At 70.8% G+C, this 17,018-nt stretch carries 19 protein-coding genes; 7 read left to right on the top strand and 12 right to left on the bottom strand.

The genetic code is table 11. From position 1 onward, the window contains the following. Positions 1 to 542: alcohol dehydrogenase catalytic domain-containing protein (locus tag DNK54_RS00005; RefSeq protein WP_162602236.1), on the bottom strand; the 542-nt coding region annotated here is incomplete at its 3' end. Between the two features lie 125 nt (positions 543 to 667). Beyond that, positions 668 to 1,120 (bottom strand): methylmalonyl-CoA epimerase, encoded by a 453-nt coding sequence (gene mce, locus DNK54_RS00010; RefSeq protein ID WP_204164364.1) that lies wholly within the window; start codon positions 1,118 to 1,120, stop codon positions 668 to 670. Positions 1,121 to 1,241: 121 nt separating this feature from the next. On the opposite strand from mce, the gene DNK54_RS00015 reads away from it, so the two are divergent. The 6 genes from DNK54_RS00015 to DNK54_RS00035 all read left to right on the top strand — a co-directional run bounded on the left by DNK54_RS00015 (position 1,242) and on the right by DNK54_RS00035 (position 6,110). After that, positions 1,242 to 2,429 (top strand): acetyl-CoA C-acetyltransferase, encoded by a 1,188-nt coding sequence (locus tag DNK54_RS00015; RefSeq protein ID WP_110204929.1) that lies wholly within the window; start codon positions 1,242 to 1,244, stop codon positions 2,427 to 2,429. Between the two features lie 17 nt (positions 2,430 to 2,446). After that, a complete protein-coding gene (meaB, locus tag DNK54_RS00020) occupies positions 2,447 to 3,445 on the top strand; it encodes a methylmalonyl Co-A mutase-associated GTPase MeaB (protein ID WP_110204930.1) in 999 nt (332 codons plus the stop codon). 133 nt (positions 3,446 to 3,578) lie between these two features. Continuing rightward, positions 3,579 to 3,749: a hypothetical protein gene (locus tag DNK54_RS20970; RefSeq protein WP_162602237.1), complete on the top strand. Its 171-nt coding sequence runs from the start codon at positions 3,579 to 3,581 to the stop codon at positions 3,747 to 3,749. A 12-nt stretch (positions 3,750 to 3,761) separates the two neighbouring features. Next, positions 3,762 to 4,283, top strand: coding sequence for a PH domain-containing protein (locus DNK54_RS00025; protein ID WP_110204931.1), 522 nt, complete (start codon positions 3,762 to 3,764; stop codon positions 4,281 to 4,283). Continuing rightward, positions 4,283 to 4,771 (top strand): MarR family winged helix-turn-helix transcriptional regulator, encoded by a 489-nt coding sequence (locus DNK54_RS00030; protein ID WP_110204932.1) that lies wholly within the window; start codon positions 4,283 to 4,285, stop codon positions 4,769 to 4,771. The genes DNK54_RS00025 and DNK54_RS00030 overlap by 1 nt, the downstream gene beginning before the upstream one ends. Before the next feature lie 34 nt (positions 4,772 to 4,805). Beyond that, positions 4,806 to 6,110: a hypothetical protein gene (locus DNK54_RS00035; protein ID WP_110204933.1), complete on the top strand. Its 1,305-nt coding sequence runs from the start codon at positions 4,806 to 4,808 to the stop codon at positions 6,108 to 6,110. On the opposite strand, the gene DNK54_RS00040 is transcribed toward DNK54_RS00035, so the two are convergent. Next, positions 6,107 to 7,132, bottom strand: a complete 1,026-nt coding sequence (locus DNK54_RS00040) for a serine/threonine-protein kinase (protein WP_239459797.1) — start codon at positions 7,130 to 7,132, stop codon at positions 6,107 to 6,109. The genes DNK54_RS00035 and DNK54_RS00040 overlap by 4 nt on opposite strands. 57 nt (positions 7,133 to 7,189) lie before the next feature. Here DNK54_RS00040 and DNK54_RS00045 point away from each other — a divergent pair, with 57 nt between their 5' ends. Next, positions 7,190 to 8,122 carry a tetratricopeptide repeat protein gene (locus tag DNK54_RS00045; protein ID WP_110205722.1) on the top strand — a complete coding sequence of 311 codons (933 nt, stop codon included), beginning with the start codon at positions 7,190 to 7,192 and terminating at the stop codon, positions 8,120 to 8,122. Between the two features lie 6 nt (positions 8,123 to 8,128). Here the strand turns inward: DNK54_RS00045 and DNK54_RS00050 are convergent, their stop codons facing one another. Genes DNK54_RS00050 through DNK54_RS00090 form a run of 9 tightly spaced genes read right to left on the bottom strand, consistent with a single transcriptional unit; the run spans position 8,129 to position 16,884 of the window. Beyond that, on the bottom strand, positions 8,129 to 9,022 hold the full coding sequence (locus tag DNK54_RS00050; protein WP_162602238.1) for an NUDIX hydrolase: 894 nt from the start codon (positions 9,020 to 9,022) through the stop codon (positions 8,129 to 8,131). A gap of 34 nt (positions 9,023 to 9,056) precedes the next feature. Beyond that, positions 9,057 to 10,259 (bottom strand): Dyp-type peroxidase, encoded by a 1,203-nt coding sequence (locus DNK54_RS00055; RefSeq protein WP_110204935.1) that lies wholly within the window; start codon positions 10,257 to 10,259, stop codon positions 9,057 to 9,059. Further along, positions 10,259 to 10,897, bottom strand: a complete 639-nt coding sequence (locus DNK54_RS00060; protein WP_110204936.1) for a copper chaperone PCu(A)C — start codon at positions 10,895 to 10,897, stop codon at positions 10,259 to 10,261. The genes DNK54_RS00055 and DNK54_RS00060 overlap by 1 nt, the downstream gene beginning before the upstream one ends. Before the next feature lie 59 nt (positions 10,898 to 10,956). Then, on the bottom strand, positions 10,957 to 11,733 hold the full coding sequence (locus DNK54_RS00065; RefSeq protein WP_110204937.1) for a hypothetical protein: 777 nt from the start codon (positions 11,731 to 11,733) through the stop codon (positions 10,957 to 10,959). A gap of 23 nt (positions 11,734 to 11,756) precedes the next feature. Beyond that, the gene (gene treS, locus DNK54_RS00070; RefSeq protein ID WP_110204938.1) at positions 11,757 to 13,445 is read right to left on the bottom strand and encodes a maltose alpha-D-glucosyltransferase; all 1,689 of its coding nucleotides are present in this window, start codon (positions 13,443 to 13,445) and stop codon (positions 11,757 to 11,759) included. A gap of 57 nt (positions 13,446 to 13,502) precedes the next feature. Further along, on the bottom strand, positions 13,503 to 15,185 hold the full coding sequence (locus DNK54_RS00075; RefSeq protein WP_110204939.1) for an alkaline phosphatase D family protein: 1,683 nt from the start codon (positions 15,183 to 15,185) through the stop codon (positions 13,503 to 13,505). Positions 15,186 to 15,245: 60 nt separating this feature from the next. Further along, entirely contained in the window at positions 15,246 to 15,512 is a 267-nt protein-coding gene (locus tag DNK54_RS00080) for a PqqD family peptide modification chaperone (RefSeq protein WP_162602239.1), read from the bottom strand. Then, on the bottom strand, positions 15,509 to 16,453 hold the full coding sequence (locus tag DNK54_RS00085; protein WP_110204941.1) for a phosphoenolpyruvate carboxykinase (ATP): 945 nt from the start codon (positions 16,451 to 16,453) through the stop codon (positions 15,509 to 15,511). The genes DNK54_RS00080 and DNK54_RS00085 overlap by 4 nt, the downstream gene beginning before the upstream one ends. Further along, positions 16,450 to 16,884, bottom strand: coding sequence for a lasso peptide biosynthesis B2 protein (locus tag DNK54_RS00090; RefSeq protein ID WP_110204942.1), 435 nt, complete (start codon positions 16,882 to 16,884; stop codon positions 16,450 to 16,452). Before DNK54_RS00090 ends, DNK54_RS00085 begins: the two co-directional genes overlap by 4 nt. Positions 16,885 to 17,018: the final 134 nt, after the last annotated feature.

A 17,018-nucleotide genomic window follows, 5' to 3' on the forward strand; every position in this document is an offset into this window, starting at 1 on the left:
GCGACCTCGGCGAGGCCGCCGAAGTTGGTTTCGAAGCCCCAGATGCGTTGGGAGGGGTCGAGCATGGTGTCGTTGTGGCCGTCGGGTGCTTCGAGTTCGACGCTGAGGCAGTGGGCGACGACGCGGTCGCCCGGCTTCCATTTGGTGACGCCGGGGCCGACGGCGAGGACGACGCCGGCGAGGTCGGAGCCGACGATGTGGTAGGGCAGGTCGTGTCGTTTGCCGAGGTCGGATTCGCGGCCGTAGCGTTCGAGGAACCCGAAGGTGGAGACGGGTTCGAAGATCGAGGTCCATACGGTGTTGTAGTTGATGGCGGAGGCCATGACGGCTACGAACGCTTCGCCGGGGCCGAGTTCGGGCAGGGCGACCTCGTCGAGGTGGAGGGACTTGCGGGGGTCTTTTTCCTTCGAGGGCACGCCTTCGAACATGTCGACTTCGTCCTTGTGGACGGTCACGGCCCGGTAGGACTCGGGCAGGGCCAGGTTCGCGAAGTCCTCTGACGTGGCGTCCTCGGCGGTGATCGCGTCGAGAATGTGCTGCACGATGGTTCTCCTCAAGAGGGATCAAGCGTTAGCGAGCGTTAACGGCGGTGAATGTACCGGCCGGTAGGGCCGGGTGGGGCCAGTTGTGCCCCACGTCTCAGTGCGAGACCGGTTCGGCGCGAGATTCAGTGCGCAGGCTGCGCGGCGGGCTCCACCAGCTCGACCAGGACGCCACCCGCGTCCTTCGGGTGGATGAAGTTGATCCGCGAGTTCGAGGTGCCGCGGCGAGGCTCGTCGTACAGCAGCCGGAGGCCACGCTCGCGCAGGATCGCGGAGACCTTCTCGACGTCGGTCACTCGGTAGGCGAGCTGCTGCAGGCCGGGGCCGCTGCGGTCGAGGAACTTGGCGATCGTCGACTCGGAGTTGAGCGGCGCGAGGAGCTGGATGCAGGAGTCGGTGTCACCGACGCCGACCATGGCCTCGCGGACGCCCTGGGCCTCGTTGACCTCCTCGTGGCGCACGGTCATCGAGAAGTTGTCGCGGTAGAAGGCGATCGCCTCGTCCAGGTCGGGCACGGCGATGCCGACGTGGTCGATGGCGATGAACAGGTGCTCGGGCACGGAAAGCGGGGCAGTCATGAGCGCCATCGTGGACCCTGACGAGAGGGCCTGCCAACCAGTGTGACCTGATCAACATCCACGGCACGGGTGAACAATGGGTAACCTCGCACCGTCAACACCACTGCCTCCAGGAGGAACCATGTCCGGATCCGTCATCGTCGCCGGCGCACGTACGCCCGTAGGCCGCCTCCTCGGGGGACTCAAGGACCTCTCGGCCGCCGACCTCGGCGGTGTCGCCATCAAGGGCGCGCTGGAGAAGGCCGGGATCTCCGGCGACCAGGTCGACTACGTCGTCATGGGTCACGTCATCCAGGCCGGTGCCGGCCAGATCACCGCCCGCCAGGCCGCGGTCAAGGGCGGCATCCCGATGGGCGTTCCCTCGCTCACCATCAACAAGGTCTGCCTCTCCGGCATCAACGCCATCGCTCTGGCCGACCAGCTGATCCGCGCCGGCGAGCACGAGATCGTCGTCGCCGGCGGCATGGAGTCGATGACGCAGGCCCCGCACCTGCTCCCGAAGTCCCGCGAGGGCTTCAAGTACGGCGACACCAAGCTCGTCGACTCGATGGCCTACGACGCCCTCTACGACCAGTTCACCGACCAGGCGATGGGCAACCTCACCGAGCAGTGCAACGTGGCGGGCGGCAACCTGACCCGCGAGGAGCAGGACGCCTTCTCTGCGCGGAGCCACCAGCTCGCTGCCGCCGCGCAGAAGAACGGCGTGTTCGACGACGAGATCGTGCCGGTCACCATCTCCTCGCGCCGCGGCGACGTCGTGGTCTCCGTTGACGAGGGTGTGCGTGGCGACACCACCGCCGAGTCGTTGGGTGGCCTGCGCCCCGCCTTCGCCAAGGACGGCACCATCACCGCCGGCTCCTCCTCACAGATCTCCGACGGTGCCTGCGCCGTCGTCGTGATGAGCAAGGCCAAGGCGGAGGAGCTCGGCCTGGAGTGGCTTGCCGAGATCGGTGCGTCCGGCCAGGTCGCCGGCCCGGACTCGACCCTGCAGCTGCAGCCGGCCCGCGCCATCGCCAAGGCCGTCGAGAAGGAGGGCATCGCGGTCTCCGACATCGATCTCTTCGAGCTCAACGAGGCCTTCGCCGCGGTCGGCATCGAGTCGGCCCGTGAGCTCGGCGTCTCCGAGGACAAGGTCAACGTCAACGGCGGCGCCATCGCCATCGGCCACCCGGTCGGCATGTCCGGTGCCCGGATCGTGCTGCACCTCGCCCTCGAGCTCAAGCGCCGCGGCGGCGGCATCGGCGCCGCGGCCCTGTGCGGCGGAGGCGGCCAGGGCGACGCGCTCATCGTGCGCGTCCCGAAGGCCTGAGGCACACGTCGCCAGACGTGACCCAGCACAGTACGACGGCCGGGGGCCGGGGGCGCCGTGGGGCGCCCTCGGTCCCCGAGCTCGTCGAGAAGGCGCAGGCCGGTGATCCGCGCTCCGTCGGACGGTTGATCACGCTGGTGGAGGACGCCTCCCCGCTCCTGCGGGAGGTGATGACCCTGCTGGCGCCCCTGGCGGGACGGGCCCGTGTCGTCGGGCTCACCGGTGCTCCCGGCGTGGGCAAGTCCACCTCGACCAGCGCCCTCGTCACCGAGCTGCGCAAGCGCGACCTGCGGGTCGGCGTACTCGCGGTGGATCCGTCCTCCCCGTTCTCGGGGGGAGCGTTGCTCGGCGACCGGGTGCGGATGTCGGAGCACGCGACCGACCGTGACGTCTTCATCCGCTCCATGGCGTCTCGCGGCCACCTCGGCGGCCTCGCCTGGGCCACCCCCCAGGCGATCCGGGTGCTCGACGCCGCGGGCTTCGACGTGATCCTCGTCGAGACGGTCGGCGTCGGGCAGAGCGAGGTCGAGATCGCGGGTCTCGCCGACACCACCATGGTGCTGCTCGCCCCGGGCATGGGAGACGGCATCCAGGCGGCGAAGGCGGGCATCCTCGAGGTCGGCGACATCTACGTCGTCAACAAGGCCGATCGCGACGGAGCAAACCGCGTACGCCGCGAGCTGCGCAACGCGCTCGCCCTCTCGGACCGGCGGGAGGAGTCCTGGTCGCGACCGGTGCTCATGACGACGGCGCACGACGGCGGAGGGCTCGACCAGGTCGCGGACACGCTCGCCGAGCACCACGCCTGGCTGGTGGAGTCGGGTGAGCTGCATTCTCGGCGGCAGCGACGGGCGGCGGAGGAGGTCGAGGCGATCGCCGTCGCCGAGCTGCGCAAGGCCTGGGCAGGCCTGACCCAGGGCACCACGCTGGCCGACCTTGCCCGCGAGGTTGCGGCCGGACGCACCGACCCGTACACGGCGGCCGACGAGCTGCGCCGCGTGGCCGACCGAGCCTGAGCAGGGCGTCCACGGGCGCGCCTCCCGCGGTAGCGATCGCGGATTTGCTAGGAATAGCAGCGCAATCTGCCCGCCGGGCTCTGTCGTGCCCGACAGTCGGCGTGCCCTGACCGCAGAACGACGAGGAGAAGACATGGACGCCAAGAAGGGCGTACTTGCCGTCATCGTGCTGTTCCTGGGGTTCTACATGTTCAAGGACCCCAGTGGTCTCGCCGACCTCTCGGGGCGCGCCTTCGACGGTGGTTGGGAGCTGACCACCCAGCTCTTCGACGCGACGATCCGCTTCCTCAACGAGCTGTTCTAGTAGGCGCTCGGCGTGGGCATCGTCGCGACCCTGTCGGACCCCAAGATCCGCAAGCACCTGCTGCGTGAGGAGGGCGAGGTGATCGTCGACGAGGTGCTGCACCACTGGGTGGTCTACGTGCTGCCGGTGCTGGAGGTGACGGCAGCCGTCCTCTTGCTGCTGTGGGTGCCCTTCGCCGACATCTCCTTCGCCTGGCTGCCGCTGGTGGTCGCGGCAGCTCTGGCCTGCCACGCGGGATGGAAGGCGCTGGCCGCGCACCGCGATCGCTTCGTGATCACCAACATGCGGGTCTTCCGCGTGCACGGGGTGCTCTCCCAGCAGCACGCGACCATGCCGTTGAGCCGCATTCTCGACATCACCGTCGTCAAGCCGCTGCACGGCCGGATCCTGGGGTTCGGGCACTTCGTCTTCGAGTCCGCGGCCCAGGAGCAGGGCCTGCGCGACATCCGGTACGTCGGCCGCCCCGACGAGCGGGACCTCTCCATCCAGCGTGTGGTGCAGCGTTCCGGCCTGCGCGGACCCAAGGTGAACTGATGGCACTCTCCTTCGACCCGATCGACGAGGCCGCCCGGCAGTGGGGGCTGCGGTGGCCCGGTGTGCCGGCCATGCACGCCGTCACCTCGCTGATGCGGGTCCAGCAGCTGGTGCAGTCCAGGCTGGACACGACGCTGAAGCCGCACGGCCTGACCTTCGCCCGCTACGAGGCGCTGGTGCTGCTCTCCTTCACCCGTCACGGGGCGCTGCCGCTCGGCAAGATGGGGGAGCGGCTGCAGGTGCATCCGACGTCCGTCACCTCGATCGTCACCCGGCTGGTCGACCAGGGACATGTGGTCCGGGTCCCGCACCCCGAGGACGGCCGCGCGGTGCTGGCCGAGATCACCGCGAGTGGGCGGGCAGTGGTCGAGGCAGCCACGCGGGACCTCGTGGACTCGGGCTTCGCGCTCGGCGCGCTGGAGCCGGCACAGCTCGAGGAGCTCTCCGAGCTGCTCCGTCCGGTCCGCCGTGCCGCGGGGGACTTCTGAGTACCCGCGGCCGCTGCTGGGTAGGGTGCAGGCCGTGAATTCCACCTCCGCACGCGCACGCCGGCTCCGGGCCGTCACGGCCCTCGCCCTGGTCGCCGCGCTGCTCCCGTGGACCCGCGCCGACGCCGACCCTGCGGGCGACGTGCTCGGCGAGGCGGCAACGGTGGAGTCCAGCACCGACCCGGAGGACCCCACCCCGCTGACGGCGGGGATCTGGCGAACCGAGCTGCAGGAGGCGATCTCCAGCGCCCAGCAGTTCACCTATGCCCGCACCATTCGCGGCAGCTCCGTCCACGTCTCCGCCTTCGGCCTGCTGGATCCCGAGGACGGGGTGGACCTGGGTGTCCTCGCCGGTGCGACCGAGTGTGGCAGCGACACCATCGACGCGGACACCAGCGGGTCCTGGGCGCAGGTGCCGGTGGGTACCTACGTCTCGGTCGCCGACGACGACGCGAACAACCCGTGCATGACCGCGAAGAACCTGGCGATCACGCTCAGGCGATCGGCGGACTCCACGACGGACGGCCCGCTGCCGGTCCTCATCAAGGTCGTCGAGGAGGCGCCGCTCGACGACCCCGACGACGCGACCGACCAGGGCGACCTCCCTCCTGCTCCGTCGACCGACGAGACGATCGTCCTGCCGGCACCGGGCGACGTACGGCGGGTCGACGAGCCGGGAAGCGGCTTCGACGACGCGACCGAGGGAGCCGGCACGACCAGCTCCGCCCTCGAGGCGGGGGAGGTGCACTTCTACCGCGTGCAGGTCGGCTGGGGGCAGACCGTCGCGGCCCGCGTGGACGTGGAGCCGCTCCCCAAGCCGGACCCGGACTCCTATGTGTCCTCCGGGCCGCAGCTGCGGATGTCGGTGGTCAATCCGCTGCGGGCCCGGGTCGCCAGCAACCTGCTCGACACCGACATCGACGGCGCCGTCAGCTACGAGAACGACGACGGCACTGCGGAGCCCCTGACACTCTCGACCGGGCTGGGCCCGGTGGTCTGGCGCGGTCGCCTCAGCGGAGAGATCTCCTACCTGCCGGGGGAGCACTGGATCCTCGTCTCGCGTGCAGCGGCCGGCGACGCGGAGGAGCCGGGTGAGATCCCCTACACGGTCACGATCGAGGTCCAGGGGCAGGTCTCCGGCGCACCGGTCTACCTGGAGCGGGAGCCGGGCTTCGTGGTGCGCGCCGGAAGCCGCTCCGGCAACGCCTCGGGCGGACAGACCACGACTGCCGCCGAGAGCGGCTGGTTCACGGCACGCCGCGGCCTGGGTGCCGGCCTGGTCGCGGGCGGTCTGGTCTGCCTGCTGCTGGGAGCGGTGCAGATCCGCCGCAGCCGCTAGCCCAGCAGCAGCGCGCCGCCGGCGATCACGGCGACCAGACCGACTACCAGGAGCAGCCAGGCGGTCAACGGCGCGGACGACCGCTCCTGGGGCGCGAGCGTCATCAGCGGTGTCCGGGGACGGCCGGTCGGCGCGGTGCTCACACCGCCCGGAAGAGGGGCCGGATCGACCCGGGTGCCTTCGCCGAGGCCGGGATGCCGGTCCGGGATCTGGATCCGCTCGCCCGGTGCGGGCGGCAGCGCCGCGAAGCCCAGCGCCGCCACCTGCGCGCGGAAGGCGGCAGCCGTGGCCGGCCGCCGGCTCGGGTCCCGCGCCAGCGCTCCGGAGAGTACGTCGAGCAGCCGGTCGGTCGCTGCGTCCCCGGTCCGCAGCCGGTCGACCTCGAGTGGATCAGGGTCGCTGGGCGGTCGGGTGGCGGTGAGCATCTCCACACCGACGGCGGCCACGGCGTACAGATCGGCTCGCGGGTCAGGGTCGGCACCGTGCCACTGCTCCGGCGCCATGTAGCCAGGGGTGCCGATCGCCATCGACGCGCGGGTCATCCTCGGCTCGTCGACGGGCGCGGCGATGCCGAAGTCGGTCAGCCGCAGGTGCGGGCGCCCGGTGCCGGTGGGCTCCAGCAGGAGGTTGGCCGGCTTCACGTCGCGGTGCACGATGCCGGCAGCGTGCACGGCGTCGAGCGCCTGGAGCGTCTGGTCGACGATCTCCACCACCCAGCGCACCGGCAGCGCGCCGTGGTCCTTGAGCAGGTCGGCGACGGAGCCGCCGCGCACCATCGGCATCGTGAAGAGCACGCGGTCGTCCACGCCGGCCCACGACTGGGGTGTCACCACGTGCCGGTGGTCGATCCGCATCGACTGCTCACGCACGAAGCGGAGCAGGGAGCCGGCGTCGGACTGCCCGAGGATCTTGGCGGCCTTGATCTGCCCGTCGGCGTGATCGCGCACGCACCACACCGAGCCCATGCCGCCCGTGGCGATCTGCTCCAGCAGCTCGTAGCGGCCCGCGAAGTAGTCGGTCACGGCGCTGACCCTACCCATCTGAACGGGAGTTACCGCCGATCAGGGAAGATGTTCACCATGAGTCAGCAGTCGTTCTCGCGTCCTGGTGCCGTCGACCTCTCCGGCTTCGGGCAGCCCGCCGTTGGCGGTGCGCCCGCTTCTGCCGGTGCCCCGCAGGGAGCCGGGCTCGGCTCGGCCTATGCGGTCGAGATCGACGAGCAGAACTTCCAGGCGGTCCTGGAGGAGTCCCGCATCGCTCCGGTGGTGCTGCTCTTCCACTCCGCCACCCGCTCGCCCGAGAGCACCGTGATGGCGCGTGACCTCGTCACGGTCGCCGACGAGTTCGCCGGTCGCTTCCTGGCGGGTCTGGTCGACATCGACACGGCCCCGGGGATCGCGCAGGCGATGCAGATCCCGCAGGTGCCGCTGATGATGGTGCTGCTCGACGGGCGACCGGTCACCCAGCCGATGCCCGGTCCGATGTCACTCGACGACCTGCGCACCCTCTTCAACCAGCTCGGTCAGCAGCTGACGGCGCAGGGGATCGTGGAGCGGCACCAGCCGCGGTCGCAGGCGGAGGGCGAGGACGGCCCGGTCGAGGACCCGCGCTACGCACCTGCCCAGGATGCGCTTGCCGAGGGCGACATCGACCGCGCCGTCGCGGAGTACCAGAAGCTCGTCGACGCCAACCCGGCCGACACCGAGGCCGCCGCGGGACTGGCGATGGCGAAGGTGCTCCAGCGCACGCAGGGTGTCGACCTCAACGCCGCGCGGGCGGCTGCGGCCGAGAACCCCGACGACATCGCGGCGCAGACACTGGTCGCCGATCTCGACATGCTCGGTGGGCACGTCGACGACGCCTTCAACCGGCTGATCGACCTGGTACGCCGCACCGCGGGCGACGAGCGCGATGCTGCGCGCACCCATCTGCTCGGCCTCTTCGCGGCCGTCGGCAACGACGACCAGCGGGTCATCCGGGGTCGTCAGAACCTCGCTTCGGCGCTCTTCTGAGGTTTCTCAGACCCGGCCGGACTCGGTGTAGCCGGGTCCGCCGTCGAGCGCTGCCAGCGCCGCCTCGATGCGACGGGCAGTGAAGTCGGTGGCGCGCTCGCGGATCTCCTCGACGGTGAGGAACTGCGCCTCCCTGATCTCGCGCGCCTCGAAGACGGCGCCGTCCAAGAGGGCGGGGTCCTGCACGCCGCCGTCGAAGACCAGACAGACAGCGTCGTCCCAGCCGCCCCAGGGAGGCAGCCAGTCGGTGAGCACGATCGCGCCGGCCTCGAGGTGCAGCCCGAGCTCCTCCTCGAGCTCGCGCGTCACCGCGAGGCGGGGTGACTCGCCGACCTCGACCACGCCGCCGGGCAGGTCCCAGTCCCGCTTGTAGGTGAGGTGGCACAGCAGCACCCTGCCCTCGGGGTCGCGCACCAGCATCTGGCCGATGGCGCGCTTGCGCGGCAGGAAGGAGTTGAGGAGCGCACGGAAGGAGGACGGGTCGCTGAGCGGTGGGTCGCTGGCGACGCGGGCCAGCACCACGTGCTCGGACTCCTCCTGGTGGCCGGGAGCGAGGCGGAGCAGGCCCTCGCGCTGCAGGCCGGCACGAGTCGCCACGCGGAGCGCCGGCTCGTTGTCGGGGGCGATCATCGCCTCCACCCGACCGAGACCGAGCCCGCCTTGGCCCGGGTCGGTCATCGCCCAGTCGGTGAGCAGGCGTAGCGCACGGGTGGCGCTGCCGCGCCCGCGGTGCTCCGCGGCTAGCTGCCAGGTCAGTCGACCCGTGCCCGCCCCGACCCGACGGAGTGCGACGGTGCCGACAGCGGCGCCATCACGCTCCACGGTGAAGTGCTCCTTGGCGTCGTCGCGCACGTGCTCGGTCAACACGACGGTGCCGTCGGTCAGATCGGGGGAGGACACGGGCCACACCCTAGGCGACTGCCGTGGTCGGTCGTCAGGTGAGGACCGTCTCGCCGAGCCAGCCGCCCTCCCGCAGCCCGGGCAGGATCGCGAACTCCGCAGAGCCGATCGCCGTCGTCCACTCGTTCAGTGCGTCCGACTCGTCGAGACTCTGCTGGATGCGGGTGAACTGTCGGTCCACGTCGGCCTGGTAGGAGGAGAAGAGCAGTCCGCTCTCCACCCGGCTTCCGGTGGCCGTCGGCACCGTCTCGGTCCAGTTGGCGCCGATGCGATGAATCCGGGCACCGCCGTTGCGGCTCGGGTGCGAGCGCAGGGCGTGGGCGTCCCGGGCGATGGTCCAACGTCCCTCCGTCCGCGCCTCCGGGTCGATGTCGCTGAGCTCGTCGCCCCCGGTCAGGGGAGCACCGCTGGCCAGGTCGCGGCCGATCGAGGCCTCCATCTCCTCGCGGGTCAGCTCTTCCCAGGTGTCCAGGGTCATCCGGATCCGGCGCACCACCAGCGTGGTGCCGCCGGCCCAGGGGCCCCGCGGGATCCACACGGTGCGCTCGAAGAGCTCCGAGCCGGCCGGGGGATTGGCGGATCCGTCGACCTGCCCGAACAGGTTGCGCCCGGTCGCCCGGTGACCGGAGCCGTCGGTGCCGCGCCAGGAGCCCTCCTGCTGCCAGCGCAGCCGGGCGAACGGACGGGCGTCGCGGACGAGGGTCCGGGCAGCGTGCGCGACGCTCGTCGCGTCCGCCCCGCCGACGACGGCGACGAGGTCTCCACCGCACCAGCGCGGCTCGAGGCGGTCGTGGCGCATCGCCGGCACCCGGGCCAACTCCGGTACGTCGAGCCCCCAACGGCGCACGGCCCGGTGTCCCAGGCCGACGGTCACCGTCAGGCTCGCGGACTGCGCGAGATCCCGGGCGGGATCGCCGGGCACCGGTCGTCCCTCGGCCATCGCGACCACATCGGTCGTCCACACCTTGAGCAGGCGTACGGCGGCCGCCCGATCCACCTCGTCGAGCAGGTCGAGTGCCACGATCGCGGTTGCGGCGGGCGGTGGGGCGGTGATGCCGGGCTGGTGGGCGCCGTACGGACTGATCGGGATCGGGCCGGGTGTCGGCGAGGAGGACGGGCTGTGACCGCTCTCGGTGTCGAGCAGCAAGGCGGTGGTGGGGACGGCGACCGCCGCCCCCACCACCGCGCTGCCCACGTGACCGAGCAGCCGTCGCCGCTCGATGCCACGTGGGCTCATCAGTGCTCGTGCCCCTCGTGGTCGTCCTCGGCGTCCTCGGACGGGGTCGCCGCCTCGTCGGAAGGCTTGACGACCTTGTCGTCACCGCCGTGGGTGTGCTCGGGAGTGCCGGGCTCGTGGTAGTGGCCCTCCTCCTCCGTGAACTCCTTCACCGGCACGGTGACCGTCACGTTGCTGCCGTCGGAGAAGCCGAGCACGAGGTTGATCTCCTCGCCCGGGACCAGTTCGCGGTTCAGGTCCATCAGCATGACGTGGTAGCCACCGGGCTGGAGCAGCATGTCCTTCCCGGCCGGGACGACGATGCCGCCCTCGACCTGCTGCATGACCATCTTGCCGTCCTTCATGGCCATCTCGTGGAGCTCGGTCCGGCCGGCGACGTCGCTGCTCGCCGACTCGAGGGTGACATCTTCGGTGCCGGCGTTGTCGAGCATCATGAAGGCGGCGCTCATCGTCGGGTCCTCGCTGCCGACGGTGCCCCGAGCCCAGGGCTCGGAGACGGAGACGGCGGCGGCGACCGCCTGGGTGTTGGTGTCCTTCGGTTCGGCGTCGGCCTTGTCGTCGCCGCAGGCGGCAAAGCCGAGCAGGGCGGTGGCCAGGATCGCGGCCAGGGTGGTGCGGTAGGGCAGGTTGATGCGCATGTGCGTGCTCTCCTCAGGGCAGGCGGATGCGCGCTGCCGGGCACGTCGGTGCCAGCGGCTCAGCGCGCGATGATGGTGGTCGGGTGGAGGAGAGACGCGGGTGGGCCGCGGTGGGAGACCACGTGGTGCACCAGCGCCGGATGGGGCTGCGAGACCCGCTCCGCGGTGGTACGACGAAGCGCGCCCTGGAGCCGGGGCGGTGCGCTCACGAGCGCCGCGGCCAGTGCCAGCAGGTGCACCACCCGGGGTGCGGCCGCGGCGACGCGTTCGGCGCTGAGCGCGAGCAGCGTCGCCAGTGCCTGCTCGCCGGAGGCGAGCCAGAGAGCGACTGCCACGGCGGCCGCCGTGTGTGCGATCACCATCACGGGACCGGTGTCGACCAGGTGCTGCCACTGGTGCAGGAGCAGTGCGGAGGGGTCCAGGGCGGTGTGCCCGCCGGCCACGGCGAGGGCATCCTGCCGGGCGGCGTACTGCTCGCGCAGGTTGCCGCCGGTCTCCATCACCGGGGTGGCCACGGTGCCGGCGCTGCGGGTGACGCCGTGACCGGCCAGGGCGCTGAGGCACAGGTGCAGGGCGGCCTGGCCGCCGACGACCAGTGCCAGGATGCGGGCCCGGCTCGCCGGGCGACGCAGGAAGGAGCGCGCGACCACCGCTGTCCCCAGCCACAGCCAGGCCAGTGCGGTCGTGGACGGCAGCAGGCCGTCGGCGAGCACGTGGGAGAAGGCACCGCAGGCAAGGACCACGGCGGCCAGTACGAGGGCGCGGAGCAGCACCACGGGCCGGCCCAGGCGGTCGTGCGCCGGGTGGCCCGCCCGGTCGCTCAGCGCCCCGTGCATGGGCGCGATTCTAGCGGGCCGGGTCAGGTGAGCTGGAGCCAGTAGTAGCCGTGGCCGCCGAGGGCGAGCGGGTAGGGCGACTCGTCGATCGCGGGGAAGGCGGATCCGCCGAGGAGCTCGACCGCGGTGCGACCTCGCTGATCGCGCAGGTCGAGCTCGGTGCTCTGCGGGAAGCGGGAGAGGTTGAGGGCGCACAGGAGCACCTCGTCCTCGTGCTTGCGGAGGAAGGCGAAGACGGACTCGTTGCTGCCGCCGAGGTCGACGAAGTCGCCGAGGCCGAACGCCGGATGCTGCTTGCGGGCGAGCATCAGGCGTCGGGTCCGGTGCAGCAGGGAGGAGGTGTTGGCGAGCTGGTGCTCGACGTTGGCCGCCTCGAAGCCGTTCCAGGGGTCCTGCACCAACGGCAGCTGGAGTGCCTCGGTCGGTGCCGAGGAGAAGCCGCCGTTGCGGTCGCGGCTCCAGTGCATCGGGGTGCGTACGCCGTCGCGGTCGCCGAGCCAGATGTTGTCGCCCATCCCGATCTCGTCGCCGTAGTAGAGCACCGGCGAGCCCGGCAGGGAGAGCAGCAGCGCGGTGAAGAGCTCGATCTGGTCGACCTCGTTGTCGAGCAGCGGTGCCAGCCGTCGCCGGATGCCGAGGTTCGCCTTCATCCGAGGATCCTTGGCGTACTCGTCCCAGAGGTAGTCACGCTCCTCGTCGGTGACCATCTCGAGGGTCAGCTCGTCGTGGTTGCGCAGGAAGATCCCCCACTGGCAGTTGTCTGGAATGGCCGGTGTCTCGGCCAGGATCGTCGAGATCGGCAGCCGCGACTCCTGGCGCACCGCCAGGAAGATCCGCGGCATCACCGGGAAGTGGAAGGCCATGTGGCACTCGGTGCCCACCATCCGGCCGGCCTCGTCGGGCTCCGCGCCGAAGTAGTCGACGAGCTCGGTCGGCCACTGGTTGGCCTCGCACAGCAGCACCCGGTCGGGCCAACGCTCGTCGATGAAACTGCGCACCCGGCGCAGGAAGGCGTGCGTCTCGGGAAGAGACTCGCAGACCGTCTGGTCGCGCTCGAAGAGGTAGGGCACCGCGTCGAGCCGGAAGCCGTCGACGCCCTCGTCGAGCCAGAAGGCCATCGCGTCGAGGATCGCATCGCCGACGGCGGGGTTGGCGTAGTTGAGGTCGGGCTGGTGGTGGAAGAAGCGGTGCCAGAAGTACTGGCCCCGGGCCGGATCCCACGTCCAGTTGGACGGCTCGGTGTCGCAGAAGATCACTCGCGCGTCGGCGTACGGCTCGTCGGTGTCCGACCACACGTAGAAGTCGCCGTACGGGCCGTCGGGGTCATTGCGACTGGCCTGGAACCACGGATGCTCGTCGCTGGTGTGGTTCATGACGAAGTCGAGGATCACACGGATGCCCCGGCGGTGCGCCTCGGCGAGGAAGGCACGGAAGTCGTCCATGGTGCCGGTCTCGGGGTGCACGGCCGTGTAGTCGGCTACGTCGTACCCGCCGTCACGCAGGGGAGAGACGAAGAAGGGCGGGACCCACAGGCAGTCGACGCCCAGCCACTCCAGGTAGTCCAGCTTCTCCACGAGACCGCCGAAGTCGCCGATGCCGTCGCCGTCGGAGTCCCGGAAGGACCGCACGAGCACCTCGTAGAAGATGGCCGTGCGGTACCACTCGGGCTGGCCGGGGGCAGAGCTGCCGACTGCTGGGATGTGGCCCGTCATGGCGTCGAGCCTGACGGATCACCCCGGACCCGTTCAAACGACGCGCCCGGGGACCGCTCAGGTGAGTCGCTTGGCCGCCTTGGTGAGCCGTCGCGACCCGGCCGTGGTCTGCCACGAGGCTGCATAGCTGATGCCGCTGGTCGGCGAGTTGATGTTGTCGACCAGGAACCAGTCGGTCTGCACCCGCTGCTGGGTGAAGTCGACGACCATGCAGCCGGTGCGTAGCCCTTCGGAGTACTTGATCCAGGGGTTCGCCAGCGCGTTGTTGGTGCTCAGCAGGGTGTCGAGCACGTTGCCGACGCCCGGTGCGACCTGGTTGACCATCGACTGCACCGAGGGCGAGGCGACGCCGGGTGTGACGAACTCGACGGCGACCGACTTGCGGTCCAGCAGGTACTTGTTCGGCTTCGCGGGGATCTCCGAGGCGAAGCTCTGGTGCACGTCGCCGGTCAGCACGACCACGTTGTCGACGCCGGCCATCCCGTCGACCAGGCGCTGACGCTGTTGGAGGAAGCCGTTCCAGTCCTCGACGTAGAGCTGGGCGATCGGAGTGTCCAGCAGGGCTGCCAGCTTGGGGCCGAGCAGCTGGGTCACCTGGCCGGGGAGCTGGCCCAGCAGCACCTGGGGGAAGAAGGGCATCTGGTTGCCCCACACCTTCCAGCGGGCGTTGCTCGCCTTCACCCCGGAGATCAGCCAGTGCTCCTGGTCGGAGCCGATCATGTCGGCGGACGGGTTGCTCGATGCGGTGCCGAGGTAGCCGTAGCCGAGCAGCAGGCTCTTCGGGGTCTTGGTGCGGAAGCGACGCTCGTCGAGGAGGAAGAGGTCGACCTGGTCGCCGAAGCGCAGGCGCCGGGTGATCCTGATCCAGTCGTTCGGGTCGGTGTGTCGCACCGGTAGCCAGTCGAGGAAGGCGTGCCGGCCCGCACTCGCCCGGGTGGCCCAGTCGCCCTCGGTGGCCGGGTCGTGGTTCTCCGCACCCTCGGCCCAGGTGTCGTTGGCGATCTCGTGGTCGTCCCAGACCGCGATCATCGGGTGGGCGGCGTGCAGGTCCTGGAGGTGCTGCTCCTGCTTGTAGCAGCCGTGTCGGATCCGGTAGTCGGCCAGGGTGGTGATCTCGTGGCGGGGATCGGCGTTGCGGGGGTTCTTGGGGTAGCCGGCGAGCACGCCGCCCGGCGCGTACTCGTAGATGTAGTCACCGAGGTGCAGGACGGCGTCCAGGTCGTTGCGTGCGGCGAGGAACTTGTAGGGGACGAACCATCCCCAGTCGTAGTTCGCGCAGGACACGACGCCGAAGCGGACCGGTGTGCTGCTGCCCAGCGCCGGAGCCGTTCGGGTGCGACCTACCCGCGACGTCGCGCCGAGGGCGCTGAAGCGGTACCAGTAGGTCGTGGCGGGGGCGAGGCCCGTCACGTCGACGTGCACGGTGTGGTCGTGGTCGGTCGTCGCGCTCGCCACGCCCTGCTTCACCACTTGGTGGAACGCCGGGTCCTTCGCCACCTCCCAGGTGACGGAGACTGCCGGTCCGACACCGGAGCCGGGCGACGCCTCGATGGACGGCGTGACGCGGGTCCAGAGCACCACCCCGTCGGGCAGCGGGTCGCCGGAGGCCACGCCGTGTACGAAGGGTGCACCCGCCGCGTAGACCTCGGGCCAGCGGGCGAGGGCGAGCGCGAGACCTGAGCCCATGCCCGCCGCGACGAGGCCGCGACGGGTGAGTCGGGGCGTGCTGATGTCAGACATGCCCGCTCAACGAGGACAAGTGACCCAGGTCACGGGTCAGCGGTCTCTGCGTGGAGCGGTCTAAACCGCTTCGGCGAGGCGGTGTGCGAGCAGGTCGTCGAGGAACGCGGCCACGTCGCCGCGACAGCGGTCGGCCGGGACCGCGTACTCCTCGGCGACGAGCGCCGTGAGTTCCTCGGCGCTGACCGGGCACTCCAGGTGCCGCCAGATGCTAGCGGCGACGTTCTTGAGGCTGAAGTACTCGCCCTGCTGCTGGCCCATCATCACCAGCTCACCGTCCATCTCGACGGCCTGCATCGCCGGGTTCCTGCGGTATCGCGTGCTCACGCGCACTCCTGGGTTGGTCGTTCGGGGGTCGTGTCGTCGTCGATGTCGTCGAGGATCGCGTCGGCCGTCGCCGCCGCGGTCATGGTCGTCGCGGGCCGGAGCACCCGGCTCAGGCGCGCGGTCCGGGTCAGTGCCGCGCACTGCCGGAGATGCTCCCGGCCTGCCTCGGCGCCGGCGACGAACTCTCGGCGGTAGGTGTGCTCGTGCAGCAGCGGGTAGGTGCCGGCACCCCGCACGGGAAGCAGGGTCAGCTCCTGTCCGGGATGACGCTCCAGCACGTAGATCCAGCGCACCGGGACCGGCTCGACGGCGTCGTCGAGCGGCAGCACGAACTTGTCGTGGTGGTGGTGCACCCGCTCCAAGCGACCTGGATCCACGCCCAGACGAGCCAGGGCGTCGCTCCAGAGGTGGATGCGCGGACGACCCGGCAGCGCGTGACCCGAGGCGTCGATCGGCACCACGTCGTCGGACAGCACCGGAAGGCCGCGTGCCGCGAACTCGGCGGCCAGGGTCGACTTGCCGGCGCCGGAGTGGCCGACCACGACCGCACAGGCGTCGCCGATCCGCACTGCGTTGCCGTGCAGCACCAGGTGGCCGCGCTGCATCATCGCCGCGCCGAGCATCGTGCCGAGCAGATAGAGCCGGAGCTGCGCCGGGTCGGCTCCCGGCGCTGGGTCGACGAGCAGCTCACGACCGCCGCGCGCCTCGAACGCGGCGACTCCGTCGATCGTGACCCCCCAGCGGTCCCCGCTGCGCCACAGGCCACGCGGAAGGTGCACGGCGTCGGCAGGGCGGCCGGTGAGCGGCGTCGTACGCACCGTCAGGTCGGGCTCCGCCGGCGTAGCATGCGGCAGTTCGGGGAGTGGGAGCTCGCTGCGCAGGACCAGGCCGTAGCAGCGATGCCAGGTCGTCGCCTGCGTGGTGGCCGAGCTCGAGGTCATCGTGCGGTCCAGACGAATCTGCCGACCCGGGTCCAGCCCGTGCCGTCGCCGCCGGTGACCGGGACGTCGCCCGCCGAGACCCAGGTGTGGGCAGCGAGACCACCGGCTTCGCGGCGTACGCCGAAGTCGACGACGTGAGGGATGCGGCGTGCTGCGAGGAAGGTGCGCGCGGTCAGCGCCTGCGGGAAGCAGTCGGAGGTCCAGGGGGTGCGTGCCGCAGCCCGCTGGACGATCTCGCTGATCCGGGCGGCTCGCCATCGTTGGTCGACGTCGAGCGTCGGTCGGTCGTCGCTCCCGTGAGCACCGCGGTCCTCGCCGAGGAGCCGGCGTACGAAGGTGAAGGGCGTCATCGCGACGAGTAGTCGGAAGAACCCCAGGAGGGACCAGGCCGCCAGAAGGCGAGCCCGGTCCCCGAGGGCCGTACCCGTCAGCTGATCAGGTCCGGAAACGGGATGTGGATCCCGAGACCGATGTCGATGTCGCTGGTGGCGCGGAGGCTCAGCGACTCCAGCTGGGGTGCGCTGTAGACCTTCTCGGACCCGGTCATGTGCGAGCTCCTCTCGTT

It is taken from the genome of Nocardioides daejeonensis (assembly GCF_003194585.1).
GTDB lineage: Bacteria > Actinomycetota > Actinomycetes > Propionibacteriales > Nocardioidaceae > Nocardioides > Nocardioides daejeonensis.